At 64.3% G+C, this 23,102-nt stretch carries 19 protein-coding genes; 11 read left to right on the top strand and 8 right to left on the bottom strand.

Annotated features, from left to right (window positions below; all coding sequences use genetic code 11):
• Positions 1 to 151 precede the first annotated feature (151 nt).
• Positions 152 to 1,210 (bottom strand): fatty acid desaturase, encoded by a 1,059-nt coding sequence (locus OU800_RS22920; protein WP_268179741.1) that lies wholly within the window; start codon positions 1,208 to 1,210, stop codon positions 152 to 154.
• A 161-nt stretch (positions 1,211 to 1,371) separates the two neighbouring features.
• Here OU800_RS22920 and OU800_RS22915 point away from each other — a divergent pair, with 161 nt between their 5' ends.
• The 3 genes from OU800_RS22915 (at position 1,372) to OU800_RS22905 (ending at position 5,321) form a co-directional block, all read left to right on the top strand.
• Entirely contained in the window at positions 1,372 to 2,385 is a 1,014-nt protein-coding gene (locus OU800_RS22915) for an AraC family transcriptional regulator (protein WP_268179739.1), read from the top strand.
• Positions 2,382 to 3,458: an FAD-dependent oxidoreductase gene (locus tag OU800_RS22910; protein ID WP_268179737.1), complete on the top strand. Its 1,077-nt coding sequence runs from the start codon at positions 2,382 to 2,384 to the stop codon at positions 3,456 to 3,458. The genes OU800_RS22915 and OU800_RS22910 overlap by 4 nt, the downstream gene beginning before the upstream one ends.
• Positions 3,459 to 3,680: 222 nt before the next feature.
• Positions 3,681 to 5,321 carry a methyl-accepting chemotaxis protein gene (locus tag OU800_RS22905; RefSeq protein WP_442964725.1) on the top strand — a complete coding sequence of 547 codons (1,641 nt, stop codon included), beginning with the start codon at positions 3,681 to 3,683 and terminating at the stop codon, positions 5,319 to 5,321.
• Positions 5,322 to 6,374: 1,053 nt separating this feature from the next.
• On the opposite strand, the gene OU800_RS22900 is transcribed toward OU800_RS22905, so the two are convergent.
• Together OU800_RS22900 and rep are read right to left on the bottom strand one after the other, a co-directional pair.
• Positions 6,375 to 6,947: a xanthine phosphoribosyltransferase gene (locus OU800_RS22900; RefSeq protein WP_268179734.1), complete on the bottom strand. Its 573-nt coding sequence runs from the start codon at positions 6,945 to 6,947 to the stop codon at positions 6,375 to 6,377.
• A gap of 228 nt (positions 6,948 to 7,175) precedes the next feature.
• Entirely contained in the window at positions 7,176 to 9,185 is a 2,010-nt protein-coding gene (rep, locus tag OU800_RS22895) for a DNA helicase Rep (RefSeq protein WP_268179732.1), read from the bottom strand.
• 265 nt (positions 9,186 to 9,450) lie between these two features.
• Here rep and OU800_RS22890 point away from each other — a divergent pair, with 265 nt between their 5' ends.
• Entirely contained in the window at positions 9,451 to 11,130 is a 1,680-nt protein-coding gene (locus OU800_RS22890) for a putative bifunctional diguanylate cyclase/phosphodiesterase (protein WP_268179730.1), read from the top strand.
• On the opposite strand, the gene OU800_RS22885 is transcribed toward OU800_RS22890, so the two are convergent.
• Positions 11,098 to 12,510: a NorM family multidrug efflux MATE transporter gene (locus tag OU800_RS22885; protein WP_268179728.1), complete on the bottom strand. Its 1,413-nt coding sequence runs from the start codon at positions 12,508 to 12,510 to the stop codon at positions 11,098 to 11,100. The two genes, OU800_RS22890 and OU800_RS22885, sit on opposite strands and share 33 nt — an antisense overlap.
• 138 nt (positions 12,511 to 12,648) lie before the next feature.
• On the opposite strand from OU800_RS22885, the gene OU800_RS22880 reads away from it, so the two are divergent.
• Together OU800_RS22880 and OU800_RS22875 are read left to right on the top strand one after the other, a co-directional pair.
• On the top strand, positions 12,649 to 13,572 hold the full coding sequence (locus tag OU800_RS22880; protein WP_268179726.1) for a LysR substrate-binding domain-containing protein: 924 nt from the start codon (positions 12,649 to 12,651) through the stop codon (positions 13,570 to 13,572).
• 159 nt (positions 13,573 to 13,731) lie between these two features.
• Complete coding sequence (locus OU800_RS22875) at positions 13,732 to 15,708, top strand: methyl-accepting chemotaxis protein (RefSeq protein WP_268179724.1); 1,977 nt, start codon at positions 13,732 to 13,734, stop codon at positions 15,706 to 15,708.
• 5 nt (positions 15,709 to 15,713) lie between these two features.
• On the opposite strand, the gene OU800_RS22870 is transcribed toward OU800_RS22875, so the two are convergent.
• Both OU800_RS22870 and OU800_RS22865 read right to left on the bottom strand, forming a co-directional pair.
• A complete protein-coding gene (locus OU800_RS22870) occupies positions 15,714 to 17,207 on the bottom strand; it encodes a YifB family Mg chelatase-like AAA ATPase (protein ID WP_268179721.1) in 1,494 nt (497 codons plus the stop codon).
• A gap of 27 nt (positions 17,208 to 17,234) precedes the next feature.
• Positions 17,235 to 17,495: an accessory factor UbiK family protein gene (locus OU800_RS22865; RefSeq protein WP_268184415.1), complete on the bottom strand. Its 261-nt coding sequence runs from the start codon at positions 17,493 to 17,495 to the stop codon at positions 17,235 to 17,237.
• A gap of 408 nt (positions 17,496 to 17,903) precedes the next feature.
• On the opposite strand from OU800_RS22865, the gene glnK reads away from it, so the two are divergent.
• The 5 genes from glnK to sutA all read left to right on the top strand — a co-directional run bounded on the left by glnK (position 17,904) and on the right by sutA (position 21,891).
• The gene (gene glnK, locus OU800_RS22860; protein WP_003096476.1) at positions 17,904 to 18,242 is read left to right on the top strand and encodes a P-II family nitrogen regulator; all 339 of its coding nucleotides are present in this window, start codon (positions 17,904 to 17,906) and stop codon (positions 18,240 to 18,242) included.
• A gap of 45 nt (positions 18,243 to 18,287) precedes the next feature.
• Positions 18,288 to 19,604, top strand: coding sequence for an ammonium transporter (locus tag OU800_RS22855; protein WP_268179719.1), 1,317 nt, complete (start codon positions 18,288 to 18,290; stop codon positions 19,602 to 19,604).
• Between the two features lie 114 nt (positions 19,605 to 19,718).
• A complete protein-coding gene (locus OU800_RS22850; protein ID WP_268179717.1) occupies positions 19,719 to 20,972 on the top strand; it encodes an ammonium transporter in 1,254 nt (417 codons plus the stop codon).
• A gap of 92 nt (positions 20,973 to 21,064) precedes the next feature.
• Positions 21,065 to 21,490: a secondary thiamine-phosphate synthase enzyme YjbQ gene (locus OU800_RS22845; protein ID WP_268179715.1), complete on the top strand. Its 426-nt coding sequence runs from the start codon at positions 21,065 to 21,067 to the stop codon at positions 21,488 to 21,490.
• Between the two features lie 77 nt (positions 21,491 to 21,567).
• Entirely contained in the window at positions 21,568 to 21,891 is a 324-nt protein-coding gene (sutA, locus tag OU800_RS22840) for a transcriptional regulator SutA (RefSeq protein WP_268179713.1), read from the top strand.
• 371 nt (positions 21,892 to 22,262) lie between these two features.
• Here sutA and OU800_RS22835 read toward each other — a convergent pair whose 3' ends face one another.
• The gene (locus tag OU800_RS22835) at positions 22,263 to 22,598 is read right to left on the bottom strand and encodes a DUF2388 domain-containing protein (protein WP_268179710.1); all 336 of its coding nucleotides are present in this window, start codon (positions 22,596 to 22,598) and stop codon (positions 22,263 to 22,265) included.
• 102 nt (positions 22,599 to 22,700) lie between these two features.
• Positions 22,701 to 22,946, bottom strand: coding sequence for an NfeD family protein (locus OU800_RS22830; RefSeq protein WP_268179709.1), 246 nt, complete (start codon positions 22,944 to 22,946; stop codon positions 22,701 to 22,703).
• Positions 22,947 to 23,102 lie beyond the last annotated feature (156 nt).

Raw genomic sequence — 23,102 nt, 5'->3', positions numbered from 1 at the left:
CCTCATGGCTACTACGAGGGCGCCGAAGTCCGATGGATGGGGTTGGATCCGAGGGGCGGCCGGGCGCAGATGAATTCTAGCCGACTACCGGCGCTTCGATTGCGCGGCGGGTCTCATCCCTCGGGATCACGTGACACATGAGTGGGCTCGGTCACGCCGCCTGTGCGCGCTCCTCTGCTGCCTGCCTTGAGCGGCTCCAGCGATTGGCACGGGCAAAGGTGCCGAAGTCGTTGAAGCGCACACCCATCTCGCGCATCACCCGATGGGCGAAGGGGACGGTCAGTTGGCGAATGTAGAAGGGCTCCTTGACCACGAAGTGGTGGATCGCATGGCTGCTGCCGAAGTTGAAGCAGAAGGCCTGCAGCGGCCACAGCCACCAGGGGTTGAGCACCTGGGTCTGCTGGATCACGTTGCCTGGCTCCACATCACCGTAGTAGTGCATGTTGGAGCTGACGAAGTGCAGGCAGAAGGTGCGCAGCACATTGGGCCCGACCAGCACCACCACGGCGATGTTCACCCCATTCATCACGCTCAGCGTAGTGGTCGACCAGGCAATGGGGGCGCCGAGCGCGGCGCTGGCCCAGTCCAGTAGATGGAAGCCGAGGAACAGGTACCAGGTTGCCCAGTTGAGCAGCCCCAGCGGCGCATAGACTTTCAGCGTGCGGCTGAGTATCAGTCGGCGCTGTTGCGGGTTCTTCGCCCGTAGCCAGCGAATGAAGGAACTCATCATGTTGTCACCAACCATTAGCAGGCGGGCGATGCCCCAGGGCTCGCCGTTGGTGATGGCGCGCTCCTCCATGTCGGCTTCGCTGCCGGACACCTTGTGGTGGTTCAGGTGCAGGTGGCGGCGTACCCAGGGGTTGATGGTGCTCGGTCGCGCCAGCCAGACCAGCGCCAGCATCAGGTTATGCGGCAGCGGTCGCTTGCGAAAATACATCGAGTGAATAAGGTCGTGCTCCAGCTCGTGGGTCAGCGAAGCGAAGAAGGCGTTGAGCAGCAGGCAGGCCCACCAGGCCAGATGGCCTGCGATATAAAGCGCTGCCGAGCCGAGCATGCCGCACAGGGCGAAGGCCAGGATGCCGGCGCCGAGCGCGTCCTGATGCTGCAGGATCGGGTAACGCTGGCGCAGGGCGTTACCGTGGGCCATCACCTGTTCGCGGATATAAGCGGCGCGTTGCTGATCATTAAGGCTTGCGGGAGAAGGGGACATACCGACATCCTCTCGTTATTGGGCTGTGACTTCAGAGCACCTGCAGAAACCTGGGCGATGGCGCTGCAGGGAGTTGCCGAAGGTGCCTTTCACTGTGCCGTGACGCGCGTCGCAGCGCTCGGCCCTGCACGCCAACCTGCCTACCGGATACGCCAATCTGCATGAACGCCGAACCCTCCACCCTGGCTAGCTGGACCCGCGCCCTGCGCAAGCAGCTCGATGCCCTCGGGCTCGACAGCGTTGCTCTGTGCCGCGAGGCGGGGCTCGACCCGGCGTTGCTCGACGACCCCAACGCGCGCTGCCCGCTGTCGCTGACCACGCGCCTGTGGCAACTGGCGGTGGCCGCCAGCGGTGACCCGGCGCTGGGCCTGAAAACCTCGCAGTACGTCAGCCCGACCACCTTCCATGCCCTCGGCTATGCGCTGATCGCCAGCAGCAGCCTGCGCGAAATGTTCGAGCGCATCGTGCGTTATCACCGGGTGGTCAGCGATGCGCTGCAACTGGAGTTGCGCGAAGTGGACGATGCCTACGAATTCAGTTTTCGTGTTCCGCCGGGCAGCCCGGCACCGGCGCCCGAAGCGCTGGACGCCTTCGCCGCGATCTACGTGCGCAGTTGTCGCAACCGCCTGAATCGCGAGTTCTCACCGTTGCTGGTACAGCTACAACGCCCCCGGCCGGCCGACCCAGCGCCCTGGCAGGCGGTGTTCCGCGCGCCGCTGCAGTTCGACGCCGAGCAGAGCCTGCTGCGCTTTGCGCGCACGGCGTTCGAACAACGGCTGGACGACGGCAATCCGGAGCTGGCCGCGCACAACGAAACCGTGCTCAGGCGCAGCCTGGAGCAATTACAGGCGGCCAGTTACAGCGAGCGGGTGCGCAGTTGCCTGGAGGCGCAGTTGCCCGATGGTGAGCCATCCGCCGAGCGCATTGCCCAGGCACTGCACCTGAGTTTGCGCAGCCTGCAGCGCCACCTGGCCGAGGAGGGCAGCAGTTACGAGGTACTGCTCGGCGAGACGCGTCACGCTCTGGCGCTGCGGCATATGCGCGACCCACGCTATTCGATCAGTGAAGTTGCCTACCTGCTTGGCTTCAGCGACAGCAGCAGCTTCGGTCGCGCCTTCAAGCGCTGGACCGGGCAGACGCCGAGCCAGTACCGCGATGGCTGTAACAGCCCATGACCGCGTACGACCTGATCCTGGCTGGGGGCGGACACGCTCATCTTGGCGTACTGCGCCGCTGGGCGCTGGTGGAGCGCCCGAAAGGTCGCATTGCCTTGCTCAGCCCTGGTCCGCATGCCTGGTATGCCGGCATGCTGTCCGGGTTGCTCGGTGGCCGCTTCAGCGCGGCGCACTGCCGGGTGGAGCTGCAGCCGCTATGTCGTGCCGCCAAGGTCGATCTGATCCAGGGCGAAATCGCCTCGCTGGATGCCGCCGCGCGGATCCTTCAGCTCGGCGACGGGCGCCGCCTGCAAGGAGAGTGGCTGTCGCTCGACGTCGGTGCCGGAATGGCCATTCCACCACAGCAGGGCGATGCCATGCAGGTGTTGGCCGTCAGGCCCATAGACAGGCTCCTCGATGGCTGGCAGCAGTGGCAGGCCGAGCCTCGGCGCCTGGCCATTCTCGGGGGCGGTGTGCAAGGCGTGGAGCTGGCCCTGGTACTGGCCGACAAGGTGCCGGCGCTGGCCTTGTTCTGCGCTGGCCAGTTGCTCGATGGGCAGTCACTGGGGCTGCGCATGCGCGCCTTGGGCCATTTGCGCCTGCGTGGCGTGCAGGTACGCGAACACTGCCCGATCGGGCGTATCGACGATGACTGGCTGCTCAGTGGCGACGAGCCGGTTTGGCGTGGTCGGCGCCTGCTCGTCGCCGGCGGCGCCCAGCCCTTGGCCTGGCTGCGCGAGACGGGTCTGGCCTGTGATCAGGAAGGCTTCGTGGCCATCCGCGAAAGCCTGCAAAGCCAGTCGCACGCGCAGATTTTCGCCGTGGGCGAGTGTGCCACCCTGCTCGACGTGCCACGCAGCCTGAGCCACTCCTCACGCCAGGGACGGGTGCTGGCGGTCAACCTGCAGGCTGCGTTGCAGGGCCGACCGCTGCGCCTGTATCGAGTACCGCGTCAAGGCTTGACGCTGATGGCCAGCGGCGACGGTGGGGCACTGCTGGACTGGCGTGGCTGGAGCGCCGATGGTCAGTTCTACGGACGCTGCAAGGATTGGCTGGACGAACGCTTCATGCGCCGCCATCACCTGGCTGGTTAGGGTCTGTTGCCGTTTCGCGCACGGCTCGCGTCGAAACGGCAATAGACCCTAGGTAGCGTTGTTCTTGCGTACAGGCTAGGCTGCGACCAAAGTGTCATGGCGGTCATGTTGGCTGAGTGGTCGAATCAAGAATTACTTGGCTGGTGATCACGCGAAGGTCGCTGTCGGTCAATCTGCCGAGCCCTGAGCCGTTCAGGCTGGCGATGATCAAGGAGGTCGTCCATGCAAGCGTCCGCTCCTCGTGCTGCCATGCGCGCCAGAACAAGAATTTCGAGGTCGGTCATGCAAGCTGCTTTTGTCCGTTCCCCTGTCGCCTGTCTGCTGCATGCTCTGGGCCTGGCTGCCCTGATGCTGCTCTATCTGCGCATGCAGCTACCGGCATACGTCAGCATTCCGTCCTTGTTGATCCTGGCGCTGTGGCCCTGGCTTGGGCCCTGGCAGCGCCGTGACGACCCTGACAGCACGGCCAGGCCGCCTACCTCGGCTGCGGCCAGCGATTTCACCGAGATCAGTCGGGGGCTTTCCCGTCATACTTGTCACAACGCCCTGTCCGCGGCGCGCGTGGCTCACGCGGTGCAGCAACTGGCAGGGCGCCTGCAATCGCAACTGGCGGCGGTAGAGCAGGTCAGTCAGGCGGCCGCCGCCATCACCACCACCGAGCAGGACAGTGCCGAACGCTCTGCCACCACTCTGGCCGCCGCCGAGCGGGTGCGCAGCGCCAGCAGCAGTGGGCAGGACGAGTTGAGCCAGGCCATCGCGCGCATGCGTCAGCTCAGCGAGCAGACTCACGCCAGCCGTGAACTGATCGATGGCCTGGGTAGTCGTACCGAGCAGATCGAACAGGTCACCCAGGTGATCCAGTCCATCGCCAGCCAGACCAACCTGCTGGCGCTCAATGCCGCCATCGAGGCGGCCCGCGCCGGCGAGATGGGTCGTGGTTTCGCCGTGGTGGCCGATGAGGTGCGCAACCTGGCGGCGCGCACCGCCAGCGCCACCGAAGAGGTCAGCCAGATGGTCGCCGATATCCGTCAGCAGAGCGAAGCGGTGGTCAGCCATATCCAGCGCCAGAGCGGCGAGCTGGAGCAGGCGGCGGTGCAGATCGAGCAGGCCGGTCAGCACCTGCACGGCATTGCCGATCAGGCCGGGCAAGTGGAGCAGCAGGTGGCGCAGATCAGCGCCGGCACCGCGGACAATCATCAGCGCCTGGCCAGCCTCTCGGCTGCCGCCTTGCAACTGCACGATGACGTGCAGGGCAGCGAGGGCCAGACACGGCAGTTGGCGCTGGCTGCCGAGCAGCTCGTGGGCCTCGCCGAGACGGTCAGCGAGCAGCTCGCCGAGGTGGGGCTTGACGATTATCACCAGCGCATCTACGACCTGGCCCGCGAAGGTGCCGCCGCCATCGGCGCACGCTTCGAGGCCGATATCGAGGCGGGTCGCATCACCCTCGACGATCTGTTCGACCGGCAGTATCAGCCGATTGCCGGCACCCAGCCGCAGAAATACCGCACCCGCTTCGACCAGTACGCCGACCAGGTGCTGCCAGCGCTGCAGGAACCGTTACTGAGTCGTCACGATGGCCTGGTGTTCGCCATCGCCACCACGCCAGAAGGCTACGTGCCGACCCACAACCAGGCATTCAACCAGCCGCCGAGCGGTGACCCGGCGGTGGATGCCGTGCGTAGCCGTGGCAAGCGCCTGTTCAACGATCGGACCGGCATTCGCTGTGGCAGCCATCAGCAGGCGCTGCTGTTGCAGACCTACATGCGCGATACTGGCGAGCTGATGCACGACCTGTCGGTGCCGATCTGGGTGCGTGGCCGGCATTGGGGTGGTTTGCGCCTGGGCTATAAGCCCGAGCCATGAGCGCCGCGTGGCGTCAGTTGTGACACCGGACTGGCAAGTTTGTGTGTGGTCTTGTTGTCCTGGTTTGGTGTTCCGGACGCCGCATTGGGTGTTTTCAGAAATTCCAGGTTTCGCCCCCTCGGGCGACTCACTTTTCTTTGAAATCGGAATGCCGCCCAGCGCAAAGAAAAGTAAGCAAAAGAAACGCACCCCCGCCATCCGGAACTAGGCGTCCCCGTCATGCTTCGCTCGACTCCCCTCACTCCGGCATCGCTCCGGGGTCGGCGTACATGGGCCATCCCTGGCCCATTACGCGGGGCCGCCATCGGTATCTCGTGGCATCCATGCCACTCGCCCCCTGCGCAATGCCTACGTTCGGCCTCCTGAGGGGGGCATTCGCGCGCCTGAACGAACAGGTGTGCCAGGCTAGTCCTGCGTGCTCTGGCGGCTGTGAAGTCGCGATGTGGCGGTTGAATTAAACCAATAGTTTCATTCGCGCAGTTTCATGCGTGAACAGCTTGCCGGCTTGCAGCCGGCATTCAGGTCAGCCCTAAGGCTGACCTCATGTGCAACCACTCCGTGCCACTTCTGGGTTACCGCAGGTTCAGGCGCGTGCAGAGCCCGCCCAGGAGGGCGAACGGAATCGTCGAGGAAGAGGTTGAGCGACATGGATGTCGCGAGAGCCGCGATGGGCCAGGGATGGCCCTTCGCGGCGGGCCTCTGGAGCGGCGATGGAGTGAGCGAACCCTGGCGCAGCCAGGGCCGGATGAAAGGGCGGAGGTTTTGGCTACTTTGCCCGCAAAGTGACTCGCCCGGGAGGGCGAAACCAAAAACATCAACAAAAACGCGGCAAGCCGGAACAAGCACCCGAATAACCAACAAGCCACACACAAACTTGCCAGTCCGGTGCCAACCAAGCCTTCTCCCCAAGGGGGCAAAACAGGTTGGAGCGCCGCCCGCTCGTGCTGCTCATTCACGGCTCGTGAAGTCGAGCGCGACGCTCCTGTTTTTGCGGCGCCGCCATCGGTCTCGTATGGCTCCAGCTCGCGAGATCGTGAACAGGCTCCGAGTGCCTCAGTCGATAAAGCGCACCTGGCCGCCTTCCAGCGAGGCCACGCGGGCCAGCGACTCGACCCGGTAACCCTCGCTTTCCAGCAGCGCGCGGCCCTCCTGGAAGGACTTCTCGATGACGATGCCGATACCGGCGACCTGCGCCCCGGCCTGCTGGATCAGGTCGATCAGCGCCTTGGCAGCGTGGCCGTTGGCGAGGAAGTCGTCGATCACCAGTACCTTGTCGGCGGCCGTCAGGTGGCGGGAGGAGATGGCGATGGTGCTCTCGGTCTGCTTGGTGAAGGAGAACACCTTGGAGATCAGTAGGTCGTCCTTGAGGGTCAGCGACTGGAACTTGCGCGCGAAGATCACCGGGATGCCCAGCTCCAGGCCGGCCATCACCGCCGGGGCGATCCCAGAAGCCTCGATGGTGACGATCTTGCTGATGCCCTGTCCGGCGAAGCGCTGGGCGAATTCGTGGCCGATCTGCTGCATCAGCGCCGGGTCGATCTGGTGGTTGAGAAAGGCATCGACCTTCAGTACCTGCTCGGACAGGACGATGCCTTCGTCGCGAATTTTCTGTTTCAGCGCTTGCACGCGGGATTCCTCTCAAGATGAACGTAGCCCGGATGCAATCCGGGACGGTTTCCCCGGATTGCATCCGGGCTACGGTGTCGCTTGTTGTGTATCTACCGTCCCTGGCGGCCGCCCTTCGGGCCATCGCTGCGCGATGTTAAAAATGACTCCCGGTCATTTTTTACGGCCCGCCATCCCTGGCGGCCGCCCTTCGGGCCGTCGCTGTGCGACGTTAAAAATAGCTCCCGGCTATTTTTTCAGCAGGGCGCGCATGTTGGCCAGGGCGTCGTTGCCGCGGGCGGTCTTGACCTCCACCGGTGCTTCCTCCAGGCCCTCCCAGCGCAGATCCTCCTGCGGCAGTTCGTCGAGGAAGCGACTCGGCGAGCAGTCGATCACCTCGCCGTACTGCTTGCGCTTGGCGGCATAGGTCAGCGCCAGGTTACGCTTGGCGCGGGTGATGCCCACGTAGGCCAGGCGCCTTTCTTCCTCGATGGTGTCGGCTTCGATGCTGGACCGGTGGGGGAGAATTTCCTCCTCGAAGCCGATGATGTACACCGACGGAAACTCCAGACCCTTGGAGGCGTGCATGGTCATCATCTGCACGCCCTCGGCGCCTTCTTCCTCTTCCTGCTGGCGTTCGAGCATGTCGCGCAGCACCAGCTTGCCAATAGCGTCTTCGATGGTCATGTCGCCGTCTTCGTCGCGCTCCAGGGTGCTTTTCAGCGCGTCGACGAGGAACCAGACGTTGCCCATGCGCGCGTCGGCCACCTTGTCGCTGGAGGCGTTCTGGCGCAGCCAGTTCTCGTAGTCGATGTCCATGACCATGCTGCGGATGGCGGCGATCGGATCGTTCTGCGCGCACTCCTGGCGCACCCGATCCATCCATTTGGTAAAGCGCTGCAGGCGTTCGGTGAAGCGCGCATCGAGATGCTCGCCGAGACCCATCTCACCGGCTGCGGCGTACATGCTGATCTTGCGCTCGTTGGCGTAGTTGCCGAGCTTTTCCAGGGTGGCGGAGCCGATCTCGCGGCGCGGCACGTTGATCACCCGGAGGAAGGCGTTGTCGTCGTCCGGGTTGACCAGCAGACGGAAGTAACTCATCAGGTCCTTCACCTCCTGGCGGGCGAAGAAGCTGGTGCCGCCAGACAGACGATAGGGGATCTGGTGGTGCTGCAGTTTCAGCTCCATCAGCTTGGCCTGGTAGTTGCCGCGATAGAGGATGGCGAATTCGCTGTAGGGGCGCTGGGTGCGCAGGTGCTCGGTGAGGATCTCCAGGGCCACGCGCTCGCACTCGGCGTCTTCGTTGCGGGTGCGGATCACGCGGATCTCGTCGCCATGGCCCATCTCCGACCAGAGTTGCTTCTCGAACACGTGCGGGTTGTTGGCAATCAGCACGTTGGCGCACTTGAGGATGCGGCTGGTGGAGCGGTAGTTCTGCTCCAGCATCACCACCTTCAAGGACGGATAGTCCTCCTTGAGCAGCATCAGGTTTTCCGGGCGTGCGCCGCGCCAGGCATAGATCGACTGGTCATCGTCGCCGACCACGGTGAACTGGTTGCGCATGCCCACCAGCAGCTTCACCAGCAGGTACTGGCTGGCGTTGGTGTCCTGGTATTCGTCCACCAACAGGTAGCGGATGCGGTTTTGCCACTTTTCCAGGATGTCGGCATGCTCCTGGAACAGCTTGACCGGCAGCAGGATCAGGTCGTTGAAGTCCACCGCGTTGTACGCCTTGAGCGTGCGCTGGTAGTGCAGGTAGACGATGGCGGCGGTCTGCTCCTTGGGATTGCGCGCCTTGGCCAGGGCTTCGTCGGGCAGGATCAGGTCGTTCTTCCAGCTGTCGATGAGGTTCTTCACCTCGTCGGCACCGTCATCGCCGGAATATTCCTTCTGCATGATGTCGCTGAGCAGCGCCTTGATGTCGCCGTCGTCGAAGATCGAGAAGCCGGGCTTGTAGCCCAGGCGCGCGTATTCCTTGCGGATGATGTTCATGCCCAGGTTGTGGAAGGTGGACACGGTCAGGCCGCGCGCCTCGCTGCCCTTGAGCAGGGTGCCGACGCGCTCCTTCATCTCGCGCGCGGCCTTGTTGGTGAAGGTCATGGCGACGATGTGCTGGGCGCGGATACCGCAGTTCTGCACCAGGTGGGCGATCTTGCGCGTGATCACGCTGGTCTTGCCGGAACCCGCGCCGGCCAGCACCAGAAGGGGGCCGCCGACGTAGTTCACGGCTTCTTGCTGCCGGGGATTGAGTCGGGACATGGGATCACTTGCCGGTAAAAGGAAGCCGCGCATTCTAACAGGCCCAGGGAGATCTGCCGTGCCCTTCGCCACTTGGGGGCGCCATGCAACCGGGTTGTCATGGATTGTTTGTTTCATGGCGAGGGAACAGAGTACTTGCCGGTTTTTTGGCTATAGCTCAGGATGTACTCCACCTTTTACACGGATGTCCTTGATTAGACGTCGGTTACGACGCGGCCAGGCGAGCAGGGTTCGCCGTCATACTTGTGTTTTGGGGGGAGTTTGCTTGTCCATGCTCATCGAACCCGTACGCCTGGTGCTGTTGGCGCAGGCAGCCGACTGGGCCGAATTGCTGCGCGCCCAACTGCGCGTGCTGGGCAGCCCGTCACCCTTGATCACGGCGCCTTCGTGGGAGGTGGCCCGTCACCTCTGCGATGACTCGGCGGTCAGCCTGCTGCTGGCGACGCCGGAGCTATTGCCCGACCCCAATCTCTGTTCGCTGCCGGTGATTCTTCTGCTCGAGCAGGAACCGGCACAGGAGCCCGTCGGCGTCAGCGATTGGTTGGTACGCGGCAGCCTGAATCCCGAAGTGTTCAGGCGCTGCCTGCGTTACGCACACGAGCAGGGCACTCTCAAGCAGACCCTGCAACGCCTGACCGAACAGGATCCACTGACCGGTATCGCCAATCGTCAGGGCTTGCAGACGCTGCTCGTGGCCCATCTGAGCGAGCACGGGGGCCGTGGCTGGGTGCTCGGTCATCTCGATCTGGACAACTTCCGCCACGCCAACGACGCCCTCGGCTATCAGGGCGGTGACCGCTTGATCGTGCAGGTGGTGACGCGCCTCAAGGAACTGCTGCAGCCCGGTGACCACCTGGCGCGTCTGGGCAGCGACGAATTCGCCCTGCTGCTGGACATGCGTCGCGACCCGCAGCGGCTCGAAGGCTTGGCCGAACGCATCACCGAGGCGCTGGCCGAGCCCTACTGGGTCGATGGCGAGAGCCTGCTGATCGGTTGCAGCCTGGGATTCGCCCATGCGCGGGCCGGCGAGGGCGTCGACCCGCTGTTATGGCGGGCGCACACCGCCATGCAGCAGGCCAAGGGCCAATCCGGCTGCGCCTTCCGTGTCTATGACGAACGCTTCAGCCGTAGCGCGCGCAACCTGGTCGAACTGGAAAGCGAGCTGCGTCGGGCCTTGCGTCGTGACGAGCTGGAGCTGCACTACCAGCCACGGCTGTGCCTGGAGAGCGGGCGCATCGTCGGGGTGGAGGCGCTGGTGCGCTGGCGCCATGCCGAGCGAGGCTTGCTGCCGCCCAGCGAGTTCGTGCCCCTGGCCGAGGAGACCGGGCTGATCGTGCCGCTCGGCTACTGGGTGATCTCCCGCGCCTTGCGCGACATGCAATGGCTGCGCGGGCGTGGCCTGCCGCCCTTGCACATGGCGGTCAACCTGTCGTTCAGCCAGTTCCAGGACAGCCAGCTTCTGGCCACCCTGAGCCGCCTGATCGAGGTACGTGGGGTGGACGCGCAATGGCTCGAGTTCGAGCTGACCGAAACCGCCGTGATGCGCCGTAGCGATCAGGTGCTGGAGACCATGTCGGCACTCGGGCGGTTTGGCGTGCGCTTCTCCCTGGACGACTTCGGCACCGGCTTTTCCTCCTTCGTGCATCTCAACAGTCTGCCCATCGCCCTGCTGAAGATCGACAAGAGCTTCGTCGCTGGCATGAGCGAACGCGCCGAGAACCGGCAACTGGTGCGTGCCATGATCAACCTGGCCCACAGCCTCAACCTGGAAGTGGTCGCCGAAGGCGTGGAGAACACCGAGCAATTGCAGCTACTGCGCCAGTTCGGCTGTGGTCAGGTACAGGGCTATCTGATCAGCAAGCCCGTGCCGCTGGCCGATCTGGCCCGTTTCCTGGTATTCGGCATGCGCCAGCTACGCCTGCCCGACACCCCCGTCCTGGTGTAGACGGGCGCTGCCGAACGGCTCTGGGCTGTCGCGAAACAGGCGCGCGCTCTTGTACTCGAAGCCCAGCAGCAGGCCACTGGCGGTGACCGCCAGGCCGGCTGCCAGGCCCCACCAGACGCCCTGGGCGCCCCAGCCCAGAGTGAATGCCAGCAGCCAGGCCAGCGGCGCGCCGACGCCCCAGTAACCGGCCAGGCCGATCAGCAGGGTGGTACGGCCATCGTTGAGGCCGCGGATCGCCCCCATGGCGATGCTCTGCAGGCCGTCGAACAGCTCGAACCAGGCGGCAATCGCCAGCAGCGTCACGGCCAGACCGATGATCTCGGCGAAGGCCGGGTCATCGCGGTCGAGAAACAGGCCGATGATCCACTCCGGCAGCAGCCAGAAGGCCAGGGCGAACAGCAGCATCAGCGTTGCACCCAGGCCCATGCCCAGCCGCCCGCTCAGGCGTGACAGGCCCGGCCGCCCGGCTCCGTGATGCAGGCCGACGCGGTAGGTCACGGCATAGGACAGCCCCTGCGGCACGATGAAGGCCAGCGCTACCGTCTGCATGGCGATCTGGTGCGCGGCCAGTTGCACGCTGCCCAGCGCTCCCATGCACAGCGTGGCGAAGGTGAACAGGCCTTGCTCGGCCGCATAGGTGCCGCCGATGGGCAGCCCCAGGCGCAGCAGCGCCTGCAGCTCGCTGCGTTGCGGTCGGGCCAGAGCCGCGCGCAGTGCGTAGTGCCGGTACAGGGGCGCACGCAGGATGTGCAATGCCAACGCCAGGGCCATGCCGCTGCTGACCAGTGCGGTGGTCATGCCGATGCCGCTCAGGCCCAGGCTGGGCAAGCCGAACCAACCCTGGATCAGTGCGTAGTTGATGGCGAAGTTGGCCAGCGTGCCGGCGATGCTGATGGCCATGACCGGGCCGGGATGGCCAATGGCGCTGGTGAAGCCACGCAAGGTCAGGAAGCACAGGTAGCCGGGCAAGGCCAGCGACAGCGGATGCAGGAACGCCATGGCCTGCTCGGCAGCGCCGGCATTCTGGCCCAGATGCGGCAGCAGAGGGCCAAGGCCGTTGAGGCACAGTGCGCTGCCGATGGCCAGCGCCAGGGCCAGCCACAGACCGTTCTGCAGCAGGCGCGTGACGCCCGCGCTATCGCCCGCCCCATGACGGATGGCCACCAGGCTGCCGACGGCGGCGATCACCCCGCTGCAGAAGATCGAAAAGATGAAATAGCAGGTGGCGCCCAGCGCGCCGCCGGCCAGTTGCTGCGGGCCGAGCATCGCCATCATCAGCGTGTCGGTGAAGATCATCAGCGCGTGCGCCAGTTGCGCGGAAATCAGCGGGCCGGCCAGGCGCAGCAGCGCCCGCGCCTCATGCCCAAGAGGGTTTTTCATGATGAGTAAAACTTCGGCAATATAGACAGCTCCAGGCTCATCATTGAGCTGGGAGATGGCTATTCTCGGGTCTCGATTCGGCCTCCACAAAAGGAAAATAACCATGCCAGGCATGATAAAAACTCATGGTATAGCCTCATGAGTCGTCGCTTACCCGCGCTCTATGCCCTGCGTGCCTTCGAGGCGGCCGCACGGCATGCCTCCTTTACCCGCGCGGCCGAGGAACTGGCCATCACCCAGAGCGCGGTGAGCCGGCACATCCGCACCCTCGAGGAGCACTTTGCCTGCCGTCTGTTCGAGCGACGTGGGCGCAGCCTGCTGCTGACCGAGCCGGCCAAGGCCTTGCTGCCCGGCCTGCGTGAGGGCTTCGATGCCCTGGAGCGCGCCTGCGCCAGTCTGCGCCTGGATGATGCCGTGCTACGCCTGAAGGCGCCCTCGACCCTGACCGTGCGCTGGCTGCTGGCGCGGCTGTCGCAGTTCCGTCAGGCCCACCCGGAAGACGAGGTGCAACTGACCAGTGCCTGGATGGACGTGGACAAGGTGGATTTCCGCCACGAGCCCTTCGACTGCTCCGTGCTGCTCTCCGACGGCCAGTTCCCCGACGAATGGGAGAGTGCGCTGCTGTTCGAGGAATGGCTGATCCCAGTGTGCGCGGCACAGGAAACGCAGGCCGGTGTCTGGTCGCTCGAGCGGTTGCAGGCCGCCGAACAGCTACATCCCACTCCGGATCGGCGTGACTGGCGGCGCTGGCTGCAGGTCACCGGGCTGAGCGCCGAGGTGCCGCTCAAGACCGGGCAGGTCTTCGACATGCTCGAACTGGGCATCATGGCGGCGGGGCGCGGCTACGGGGTGTCCATTGGTGATCTGTTGATGATCGCCGAGGACGTCGAGGCTGGACGCCTGGGGCTGCCGTGGCGCACCGCCGTGAGCAGTGGTGAGGGCTATTACCTGGTCTGGCCGCGTGCTCATCGGGCGCGCACGCGTTTGCAGCGGTTATGCCGCTTCCTGCAGGCGCAGGTCGCCGCCATGCGCCTGCCCGAGGTACAGCGGGCAGACTCTTGAGCGGCTGCAGGGCAGGAAAATAGATAACTGGTTCTAGGTGCTGGCAATTTGCAATTGACCTACTGATACAGTGGGTTAAGCTGCTGCGCTACTACTAAAGTAGTAGAGATACGATCTCTTTTCCCGCCCCTCTGACCTGCTGTAAGCATCGAGGCCCTCATGCAAGCTCCACGGTCCCGCATCGCCCTGCAACTCGCCGCCACCCTGGCGTTGGTGCTGGTCATACTGATCGGCGTCAGTACCCTGTTCGCCCTGCGCTCGCTCAACGAGGCCAACCTGGTGACTCGCGAGAGACATCTGGGCAGTGAGGCCGCCCTGCTGGCCGATCAGCTCGAAACCTTCCACGGCAGTCTGCGTGATAGCACCCAGCGCCTCGCGGGGTTGTTCGAGCAGCGCTTCAGCAACGGGCTGCAACTGCGCGCCGACGAGCGGGTCGGCGTCGGCAGTCTGCAGACGCCCGCGCTCTACCTCAACGGCGTGAGACTGAACAACGAATTCTCCGAGGTCGATGACTTCAACCGCATGACCGCTGGTGTGGCCACTGTGTTTGTGCGCGATGGCAACGAGTTCATCCGCATTACCACCTCGCTGACCAAGGAGGATGGTACCCGGGCCCTGGGCACCATTCTCGATCACCAGCACCCGGCCTATCAGCGCCTGCTGGCTGGCCAGAGCTATGTGGGGCGTGCCGCGCTGTTCGGGCGCAATTACATGACCCAGTACACGCCGGTGCGCGATGGCAGCGGGCAGGTGATCGCCGTGCTCTTCGTTGGCTTCGACTACACCGACGCGCAGAAACTGCAGTTCAACAAGCTGGGCGAGTTCCGCATCGGTAGCAGCGGCTCTTTGGCGCTGCTCGACGAACAGGGCCAGTGGCTGGTCAAACCGGCTGGCAGCCATTCCCTGGAGCCCTTGCCTGCCGACCTCGGCGGGCTGATGGAGCATCCGGGTGAAGGCGGCTTCTGGAGCGATGGCACACAGGAGTTCTACAGCGTCGCCCGGCCTTTCGCCGGTGGCCCCTGGACGGTGCTGGCGAGCATGCCGCGCGAGGAAATCCAGGCGGTAACCTGGAGCGTCGGCACGCGGCTGGCCATCGGCAGCGCCATCACCCTGTTGCTGGCGGTTGCGGCGGTGGTCTGGCTGCTGCGCCGCAAGCTGCGGCCATTGGGCGACCTGGTGCAGCAGGCTCATGCACTGGGGGCGGGCGATCTGAGCGCGCGCCTGGCGCTGTCCAGCGATGACGAGATCGGCCTGCTGGCGCACAGCTTCAACCAGATGGGTGAAGCCCTGTCGACCATGGTGGCGCGCATCCGTCACGCCTCGCAGGATGTCAGTGCTCGCGCGCAAACGTTGTCGTCCCTGTCCAGCGAGGCCTACACAGGTATCGATCAGCAATCCGGCGAGATCAGCAGCATGGCCGGCGCTGTCGAGGAGTTCAGTGCCACCTCGCAGAACATCGCCGACAACATGCGTGATACCGAGCGCCTGGCCAGCGAGAACGCCCAGCAGACCCGCAACGGTCGTGCTTCCATGGATCAGGCCTCCGAAGCGCTGGTGCAAATTGCCGAAGCTCTGAATGAAACCTCGCGGGTGATCGATGCGCTGGGCCAGCGCTCCCAGGAGATCGGCGGCATCGTCAGCGTGATCACCTCCATCGCCGACCAGACCAACCTGCTGGCACTCAATGCCGCCATCGAGGCCGCACGGGCCGGCGAACAAGGCCGTGGTTTCGCCGTGGTCGCCGACGAGGTGCGCAACCTGGCCGGCCGCACCCGCGAAGCGACCAACGAGATCTCGGCGATGATCGGCAGCATCCAGAGCGAGACCAACAGCGCCATCGCCACCATGGAGCAGGGCCGGCAACTGATGCAGGACGGCCTCGAGCGCAACTCCACGGTGGCCGCCGCACTGGCGCAGATCACCGAGCGCAGCAGCGCCGCCGGCGAACAGTTCGCCGTGATCACCACGGCCACTCAGGAGCAGAGCCGCACTGCCACCGTGCTCAGCGGCAACCTGCAGAACATCGCCCACGCCAACGGCGAACAGCGCGAAGTGGTGGCCAATCTGGCGCAGACCGCCAGCGCCCTGGATCAGGTGGCGGCGCAGCTACGGCAGGAAGTCGAGCGCTTCCACTGAGCCGTTCAGCTCTGGCTGGGGCGGTACTGCAACGCCTCGGCCAGATGCTGGCGGGCGATGGATTCGGCGCCTTCCAGGTCGGCCAGGGTGCGTGCCACCTTGAGCACTCTATGGGCGGCGCGCAGCGACAGCCCCAGGCGTTCGCAGGCGTTTTCCAGCCACTGGCGGTCGATGTCCGGTAGGTGGCAGTGTTGGCGCAGGCCGGGCAGGTCGAGAAAGGCGTTGGCCACGCCCTGGCGCTGTAGCTGGCGCTGGCGCGCGGCGGCCACCTTGGCGGCGGCCTGTGCGGTGTTTTCACCCTCCTGACTGCTGACCTGCAGCGCCGTGCTCTCACGGGCCACGGTCAGGTGCAGGTCGATACGGTCGAGCAGCGGCCCGGACAGCTTGGCGCGGTAGCGCTGGATCTGATCCGGGGTGCATCGGCAGCGATTGCTGGGGTCGCCCAGATAGCCGCAGGGGCAGGGGTTCATCGCCGCGACGAGCTGGAAGCGCGCGGGAAACCTGACTCGATCCCGGGCGCGGGCAATCACGATATGGCCGCTTTCCAGTGGCTCACGCAAGACTTCCAGTACCTTGCGATCGAACTCCGGCAGCTCATCGAGAAACAGGATGCCCAGGTGCGCCAGGGTTATCTCGCCGGGTTGCGGGCGGCTGCCGCCACCGACCAGCGCCGGCCCCGACGCACTATGGTGGGGCGTGCGAAACGGCCGTTGCGGCCAGTGCTGCAGCGGCGCATGGCTGGCCACGGAATGGATCGCCGCCACCTGCAAGGCTTCGTCCTCTTCCAATGGCGGCAACAGGCCCGGCAGGCGGCTGGCCAGCAGGGTCTTGCCGGTGCCTGGTGGGCCGCTTAGCAAGAGGTTGTGCGAACCCGCGGCTGCCACCAGCAGGGCGCGCTTGGCGGCCAGTTGACCTTGCACTTCGGCCAGGTCGGGGTAGGGCAGGCTCTGCCTGAGCAGGCCCTTGGCCTGGTAGGGCTCTAGTGGCTGACTGCCGTTGAGGTGGCCGGCCACCTGCAGCAGATGATCGACAGCGATGACCTTCAGGCCGGAGGCCAGGCTGGCTTCTTCGGCATTGGCCTGGGGCACCAGCAAGGTGCGCCCGGCCGCGCGTGCCGCCAAGGCGGCTGGCAGCACGCCCTGCACCGGGCGTATGGCGCCGGAAAGCGCCAGTTCACCCAGGCACTCGTACTCATTCAGCGTATCGGCGGGGATCTGGCCGCTGGCGGCAAGAATACCCAGGGCGATGGCGAGGTCGAAACGCCCACCATCCTTGGGCAGATCAGCCGGTGCCAGGTTGAGTGTGATGCGGCGATTGGGGAAATCGAAGGCGCTATTGAGAATGGCGCTGCGCACGCGATCCTTGCTTTCCTTCACCGCCGTTTCCGGCAGCCCCACCAGTGTCAGTGCCGGCAGACCGTTGGCCAGGTGGGCTTCGACGGTGACGGCCGGTGCTTCGACACCGACCTGGGCACGGCTGTGGACGATGGCCAGGGACATGATCGCTCCTTGATCAGCCCGCCGAGCTTATTCGGCGGGTGGGTTCAGCTTGGCTTCCAGCTCGACGACCTTGGCTTCCAGCGCCTCCAGGCGGGCGCGGGTACGGGCCAGGACGACCATCTGGCTGTCGAATTCCTCACGGCTGACCAGATCCAGCTTGGCGAAACCGCTTTGCAGCAAGGCCTTGAACTGGGCTTCCAACTCGGCGCGCGGCAACGGGCTGTCGCCGCTGAACAGGCGTGAGGCGTGGCTACTGAGAGTGTCGAGCAGGGCTTTGGGCGGCAGCATGGTTGTGTTCCAGATCCAGTTGCGCGGCAGTGTAGCACGCATGCTTTTTCTGGCTTGCTGCGATCCTTTGCACGATTTTCGGGCGATATGGCGCTCCTGAATGCCTTATTTTGGTGCGGGCATTGTGGGGATGCCCCTGGCTAGTATCCCGCCCTCTGGGCTAACTGCCTGAAACAAAGGGCCTTTCAGCGAGCTGGCAAGCTTTCTGCTTAACCCCTCGTGACGCATGCACCGATGCAGTTCCGGGGCGTCAGGCGAAGCGCAGGAGTGCTCCGTCGGAAGCGGTTGGTGGGTATCGGCCAGACCAGGTTGGGCGGTCGGTGCATTACAAAAGCCGGACACTGCGCTTAGACTTGCGACGGGCCGAAAATTCCTGGGGCAAGTCCACCTTACACGGGAGAGAGTTTCATGAAGCTAGTCACTGCCATCATCAAGCCGTTCAAGCTGGACGACGTGCGCGAGTCCTTGTCGGAAATCGGCGTGCAGGGCATCACCGTCACCGAGGTCAAGGGCTTTGGCCGTCAGAAGGGCCACACCGAGCTGTACCGTGGCGCCGAATACGTCGTCGACTTCCTGCCCAAGGTCAAGATCGACGTGGCCATCGCCGACGATCAGCTCGATCGTGTGATCGAAGCCATCACCAAGGCGGCCAACACCGGCAAGATCGGTGACGGCAAGATTTTCGTGGTCAATCTGGAGCAGGCGATTCGTATCCGTACCGGCGAAACCGATACCGACGCGATCTAAGCCCAATCGTCGGCCCACCCCCAGAATCGTCCCAGGAGTTAAATCATGACTCTGCGAAAAATCGCAGGGCTTGGAGCCCTTTTGTCCCTGTTTTCCCCGGGCTTGGCCATGGCCGCGGAAACCACGCTGAATTCCGGTGACACGGCTTGGATGCTGACCGCCACCGCGTTGGTTCTGTTCATGACCATCCCGGGCCTGGCCCTGTTCTACGCCGGTATGGTGCGCTCGAAGAACGTGCTGTCGGTGATGATGCAGTGCTTCGCCATCACAGGTCTGATCAGCATTCTCTGGGTGGTCTACGGCTACAGCCTGGCGTTCGATACCACGGGCATGGAGAAGGGCGTCACCAACCTCCATTCCTTCATCGGTGGCCTGGACAAGGCCTTCCTCAGCGGCCTGACCGTCGACAGTCTGGTCAGCGCCTTCCCGGAGAGCGTGTTCATCACCTTCCAGATGACCTTCGCCATCATCACCCCGGCGCTCATCGTCGGCGCCTTCGCTGAGCGCATGAAGTTCTCCGCGATGCTGGTGTTCATGGGCGTCTGGTTCACCTTGGTGTATGCCCCCATCTGCCACATGGTCTGGTCTGGTGACGGCGCCTTCCTGTGGGATGAGGGTGTGCTGGACTTCGCCGGTGGCACCGTGGTGCACATCAACGCCGGTATCGCCGGCCTGGTGGCCTGCCTGGTGCTGGGTAAGCGCAAGGGCTTCCCGACCACGCCGATGGCGCCGCACAACCTGGGTTACACCCTGGTCGGCGCAGCGATGCTGTGGGTTGGTTGGTTCGGCTTCAACGCTGGCTCCGCGGTTGCCGCCAACGGCACTGCCGGCATGGCCATGCTGGTGACCCAGATCGCCACCGCCGCTGCAGCGCTGGGCTGGATGTTCGCCGAGTGGCTGACCCACGGTAAGCCGAGCGCCCTGGGCATCGCTTCCGGTGTGGTAGCCGGTCTGGTCGCCATCACCCCGGCAGCCGGTACCGCCGGCCCCATGGGCGCCCTGGCCATCGGCCTGGCTGCAGGTGTGATCTGCTTCCTCTGCGCCACCAGCCTCAAGCGCAAGCTGGGCTATGACGACTCGCTGGACGCCTTCGGCGTACATGGTGTCGGCGGTATCGTCGGCGCCATCCTCACCGGCGTGTTCGCTGCGCCTGCGCTGGGTGGCTTCGGCACCGTCGAGGACATCGGCGCCCAGGTCTGGACCCAGTTCGTCGGCGTGCTGGTCACTGTGGTCTACACCGCCATCGTCACCTTCGTCATCCTCAAGCTGATCGATGTGGTGATGGGGCTGCGCGTCAGCGAGGAGGACGAGAACGTCGGCCTCGACCTGGCCCAGCACAACGAGCGTGGTTACATCCTGTAAGAACCAGGTGGCCTGACGGAGTCCGACAGGCCTACACATGGAGCGCGCCCGGCGCCAACCCGGGCGTCTTCTACCGAAGAGCGCACCAATAAGCGCACCGGCAAGAGGTGAACAATGGACAACACAGCATTGACTGCATTGCAGTATGGTTTCGATACCTTTTACTTTCTGATCTGTGGGGCTCTGGTGATGTGGATGGCGGCTGGTTTCGCCATGCTCGAATCCGGTTTGGTACGCGCCAAGAACACCACCGAGATCCTGACCAAGAACATCGCCCTCTACGCGGTGGCCAGCGTCATGTATCTGGTGATCGGTTACCACATCATGTACTCCAGCCCGGAAGGCGGCATCTTCCCCAGCCTGGGTTTCCTGATCGGTGACGAGAACACCGCAGAAGCCGTTCTGGCCGGTGGCGATGACGCCCCCTACTACTCGGCTCGTTCGGACTTCTTCTTCCAGGTGGTGTTCGCCGCGACCTGCATGTCGATCGTCTCAGGTGCTGTCGCCGAGCGTATGAAACTGTGGGCCTTCCTGGCCTTCGCCGTGGTCATGACCGGCTTCATCTATCCGGTGCAGGGCTTCTGGAAATGGGGTTCGGGCTTCCTCAACGAAGCCGGCTTCCTCGACTTCGCCGGTTCCGGCGTGGTGCACATGGCGGGCGCCTCCGCCGCTCTGGCCGGTGTGTTGCTGCTGGGGGCGCGCAAGGGCAAGTACGGCGCCAACGGCCAGGTCAATGCCATTCCGGGTGCCAATCTGCCGCTGGCGACCCTGGGCGCCTTCATCCTGTGGATGGGCTGGTTCGGCTTCAACGGTGGCTCGCAGTTGAAAATGAGCACCATCGAAGACGCCAACGCCGTGGCTCAGGTGTTCACCAATACCAACATGGCTGCTGCCGGCGGCCTGATCGCCGCACTGATCGTGGCGCGCATCCTGTTCGGCAAGGCCGACCTGACCATGGCGCTCAACGGCGCGCTGGCCGGTCTGGTGGCCATCACCGCCGAACCGCTGACCCCGAGCGCCCTGCAGGCCACCCTGATCGGTGGGGTCGGTGGCGTGCTGGTGGTGTTCTCCATCCTCGCTCTGGACAAGCTCAAGCTCGACGATCCGGTCGGTGCCATCTCCGTGCATGGCGTGGTCGGCATCTGGGGCCTGCTGGCGGTCTGCCTGACCAACGGCGATGCTTCCCTGGGCGCGCAACTGCTGGGTATCGGTTGCATCTTCGCCTGGGTATTCGTCGCCAGCCTGATCGTCTGGAGCATCATCAAGGCGGTGATGGGCCTGCGCGTCAGCGAAGAAGAGGAATACGAGGGTGTGGACATTGCCGAGTGTGGTATGGAAGCTTACCCGGAGTTCACCGGCAAGAAATAAGCGTCGGTGGAAAATACAAGGGCGCCTTTCGGCGCCCTTTGTTTTTTCTGGCAGCGCGCTAGAATGCGCGCGCTAAAGCCTGGGAGAGTGCCATGTGGATGCAGCGTGTGATCGAACTGTCGCCGCGCAGTCGCGGCTTTCATCTGGTGAGCGAAGAGATCGTCAGAGGATTGCCTGAACTGACGCAGATACGCATGGGTCTGTTGCACCTGTGGCTGCAGCACACCTCGGCGTCCTTGACGGTCAACGAGAATGCCGACCCGGCTGTGCGTCGCGATTTCGAGCGGTTCTTCAACCGCTTGGTGCCGCAAGGGGAGGCGGGTTACGAACACGATTACGAAGGCCCGGACGATTTGCCGGCGCACTTCAAGGGCAGTCTGCTGGGGTTTCAGTTGCTCCTGCCGATACAGGATGGACGCCTGGCGTTAGGCACCTGGCAAGGCATCTATCTCGGCGAGCACCGTGATCATGGCGGGGCTCGGCGAGTGATGGCGACGCTGCAGGGCGAGGCTATTTGAATTTTTTCCGGTCGTGCGGTGCACGCTGCATGACTGGTCTATAACTAACCTGCTTTTCGCAAGTCATGAGGTTGAACATGAGCGACGAAGACCTGGAACAAGATGATCTGGAAGCCTCCGACGAGGATGATGGTGAGGAGCTGGCGGCAGCCGATGACGGCGACGCCGGGGATGATGACGGCGAGAGTGAGGCCGTAGCGCCTGGCAAGAAAAGCAAGGCCAAGGCCGTCGAGGTCGACGAGATGCCTAGCATCGAGGCCAAGCAGAAGGAGCGCGATGCTCTGGCCAAGGCCATGGAAGAGTTTCTCGCCCGTGGCGGCAAGGTGCAGGAGGTGGAGCCCAATGTGGTCGCCGACCCACCCAAGAAGCCCGACAGCAAATACGGCAGCCGCCCCATCTGAGGACGGCTCGCTATAAGAAACCCGCCAGCGTGGCGGGTTTTTTATGGTTCTTCGCGGCATCTCGGGGAAGTCGGTCTTGATACCGGACTGGCAAGTTTGTGTCTGGACGCCGCTGCGGTGTGTGCAGAAACGCCCTGTTTCGCCCCCTCGGGGACTCACTTTTCTTTGAAATCGGTTTGCCGCCCAGCGCAAAGAAAATTAAGCAAAAGAAACGCTGGTTACTTTTGCCCTACAAAAGTGATAGCCCGGGAGGGTGAAACCAAAAACATCAGCAAAAACGCGGCAATCCGGAACGGACACCCAAGCAGCCATCAAACCAGCTAGCCAAGTCCGGTATCAAGGCCGACCTACATATCCACGCCCCCCTTTCCTCACTCCGCAGCCAGACGTTGCGGCGCGTTCGTCGAGGTGGCGAGGATGGCGCTGGCCAGCGCCATGTCGTCCGCCTGCTGCAACTGCGGGTTGTCTGCTCGCAGCTTCTGCAGTGCCGCCTCCAGATGCGGGCCACGGATCTCTCCGGCACTGGCGACGAAGCTGCTGGCGTCTTCTTCGGCAGCGGCCACCAGCTTGCGATCCTTGAAGGTGAGGTAGGTAGACGCCGTGGTGGCGCCCGAGGAGAGGATGTCGCGCAGCAGTCCATCGGCCGAGGCCGCCTGGACCAGCATGCAGCCGCCCAGCACCAGGGCGGCTCGGTTCAGAAAGCGCATGGTGGCACTCCTAAATGCAGTGATCGATGATCCTGAGAGTGGCCAATTGGCACGATGGTTCCCCTTGGCCGATAGGCGGCGCAGGGGCAGGTCGCGAGTGGCTCAGGTCTGTACGCGGCGTTGTTGATGGCTGCGCCAGAGCAGGGCGGTAACCACTGCCAGCAGGCCGAACAGGCCGATCTGCCAGGCCCATGACAGCCCCAGCAGGAAGGTGAGGGCGCTGGTGATCACGGCGGCCAGGCCGATCCACAACAGATAACCGCCGGCGCCGAATACCTCGATGAGTAGCAGCAGCGTCGCCAGGGCCAGCCAGTCCCAGAACGCAAGGTGGTGCAGATACTCCGTCATGTACGCCTGGCTCGCATGGTCAGTGCGCCTGTTTCGATCCCGTTGTGATGCATTGCGGACTCCATTGCCTGAATTCCGCATCTAAGCATAGCCGTGGATGGCCAACTGCCGACCATTACGCATGTTGTGCAGACCCAGGCGCTGCCGGGCGCAGGC

The organism is Pseudomonas sp. GOM7 (assembly GCF_026723825.1).
GTDB lineage: Bacteria > Pseudomonadota > Gammaproteobacteria > Pseudomonadales > Pseudomonadaceae > Aquipseudomonas.
Note: the sequence above shows the minus strand (reverse complement) of the source record. Positions and strands in the feature narration are given on the sequence as shown.

Excerpts from the sequence above, each read along its gene's own strand:
- OU800_RS22830 (WP_268179709.1), bottom strand. The coding sequence starts at position 22,946 with ATGACGGAGTATCTGCACCACCTTGCGTTCTGGGACTGGCTGGCCCTG.
- glnK (WP_003096476.1), top strand. The coding sequence starts at position 17,904 with ATGAAGCTAGTCACTGCCATCATCAAGCCGTTCAAGCTGGACGACGTG.
- sutA (WP_268179713.1), top strand. The coding sequence starts at position 21,568 with ATGAGCGACGAAGACCTGGAACAAGATGATCTGGAAGCCTCCGACGAG.
- OU800_RS22870 (WP_268179721.1), bottom strand. The coding sequence starts at position 17,207 with ATGTCCCTGGCCATCGTCCACAGCCGTGCCCAGGTCGGTGTCGAAGCA.
- OU800_RS22880 (WP_268179726.1), top strand. The coding sequence starts at position 12,649 with ATGAGTCGTCGCTTACCCGCGCTCTATGCCCTGCGTGCCTTCGAGGCG.
- rep (WP_268179732.1), bottom strand. The coding sequence starts at position 9,185 with ATGTCCCGACTCAATCCCCGGCAGCAAGAAGCCGTGAACTACGTCGGC.
- OU800_RS22845 (WP_268179715.1), top strand. The coding sequence starts at position 21,065 with ATGTGGATGCAGCGTGTGATCGAACTGTCGCCGCGCAGTCGCGGCTTT.
- OU800_RS22835 (WP_268179710.1), bottom strand. The coding sequence starts at position 22,598 with ATGCGCTTTCTGAACCGAGCCGCCCTGGTGCTGGGCGGCTGCATGCTG.
- OU800_RS22885 (WP_268179728.1), bottom strand. The coding sequence starts at position 12,510 with ATGAAAAACCCTCTTGGGCATGAGGCGCGGGCGCTGCTGCGCCTGGCC.
- OU800_RS22875 (WP_268179724.1), top strand. The coding sequence starts at position 13,732 with ATGCAAGCTCCACGGTCCCGCATCGCCCTGCAACTCGCCGCCACCCTG.
- OU800_RS22855 (WP_268179719.1), top strand. The coding sequence starts at position 18,288 with ATGACTCTGCGAAAAATCGCAGGGCTTGGAGCCCTTTTGTCCCTGTTT.
- OU800_RS22920 (WP_268179741.1), bottom strand. The coding sequence starts at position 1,210 with ATGTCCCCTTCTCCCGCAAGCCTTAATGATCAGCAACGCGCCGCTTAT.
- OU800_RS22865 (WP_268184415.1), bottom strand. The coding sequence starts at position 17,495 with ATGCTGCCGCCCAAAGCCCTGCTCGACACTCTCAGTAGCCACGCCTCA.
- OU800_RS22850 (WP_268179717.1), top strand. The coding sequence starts at position 19,719 with ATGGACAACACAGCATTGACTGCATTGCAGTATGGTTTCGATACCTTT.
- OU800_RS22910 (WP_268179737.1), top strand. The coding sequence starts at position 2,382 with ATGACCGCGTACGACCTGATCCTGGCTGGGGGCGGACACGCTCATCTT.
- OU800_RS22915 (WP_268179739.1), top strand. The coding sequence starts at position 1,372 with ATGAACGCCGAACCCTCCACCCTGGCTAGCTGGACCCGCGCCCTGCGC.
- OU800_RS22905 (WP_442964725.1), top strand. The coding sequence starts at position 3,681 with ATGCAAGCGTCCGCTCCTCGTGCTGCCATGCGCGCCAGAACAAGAATT.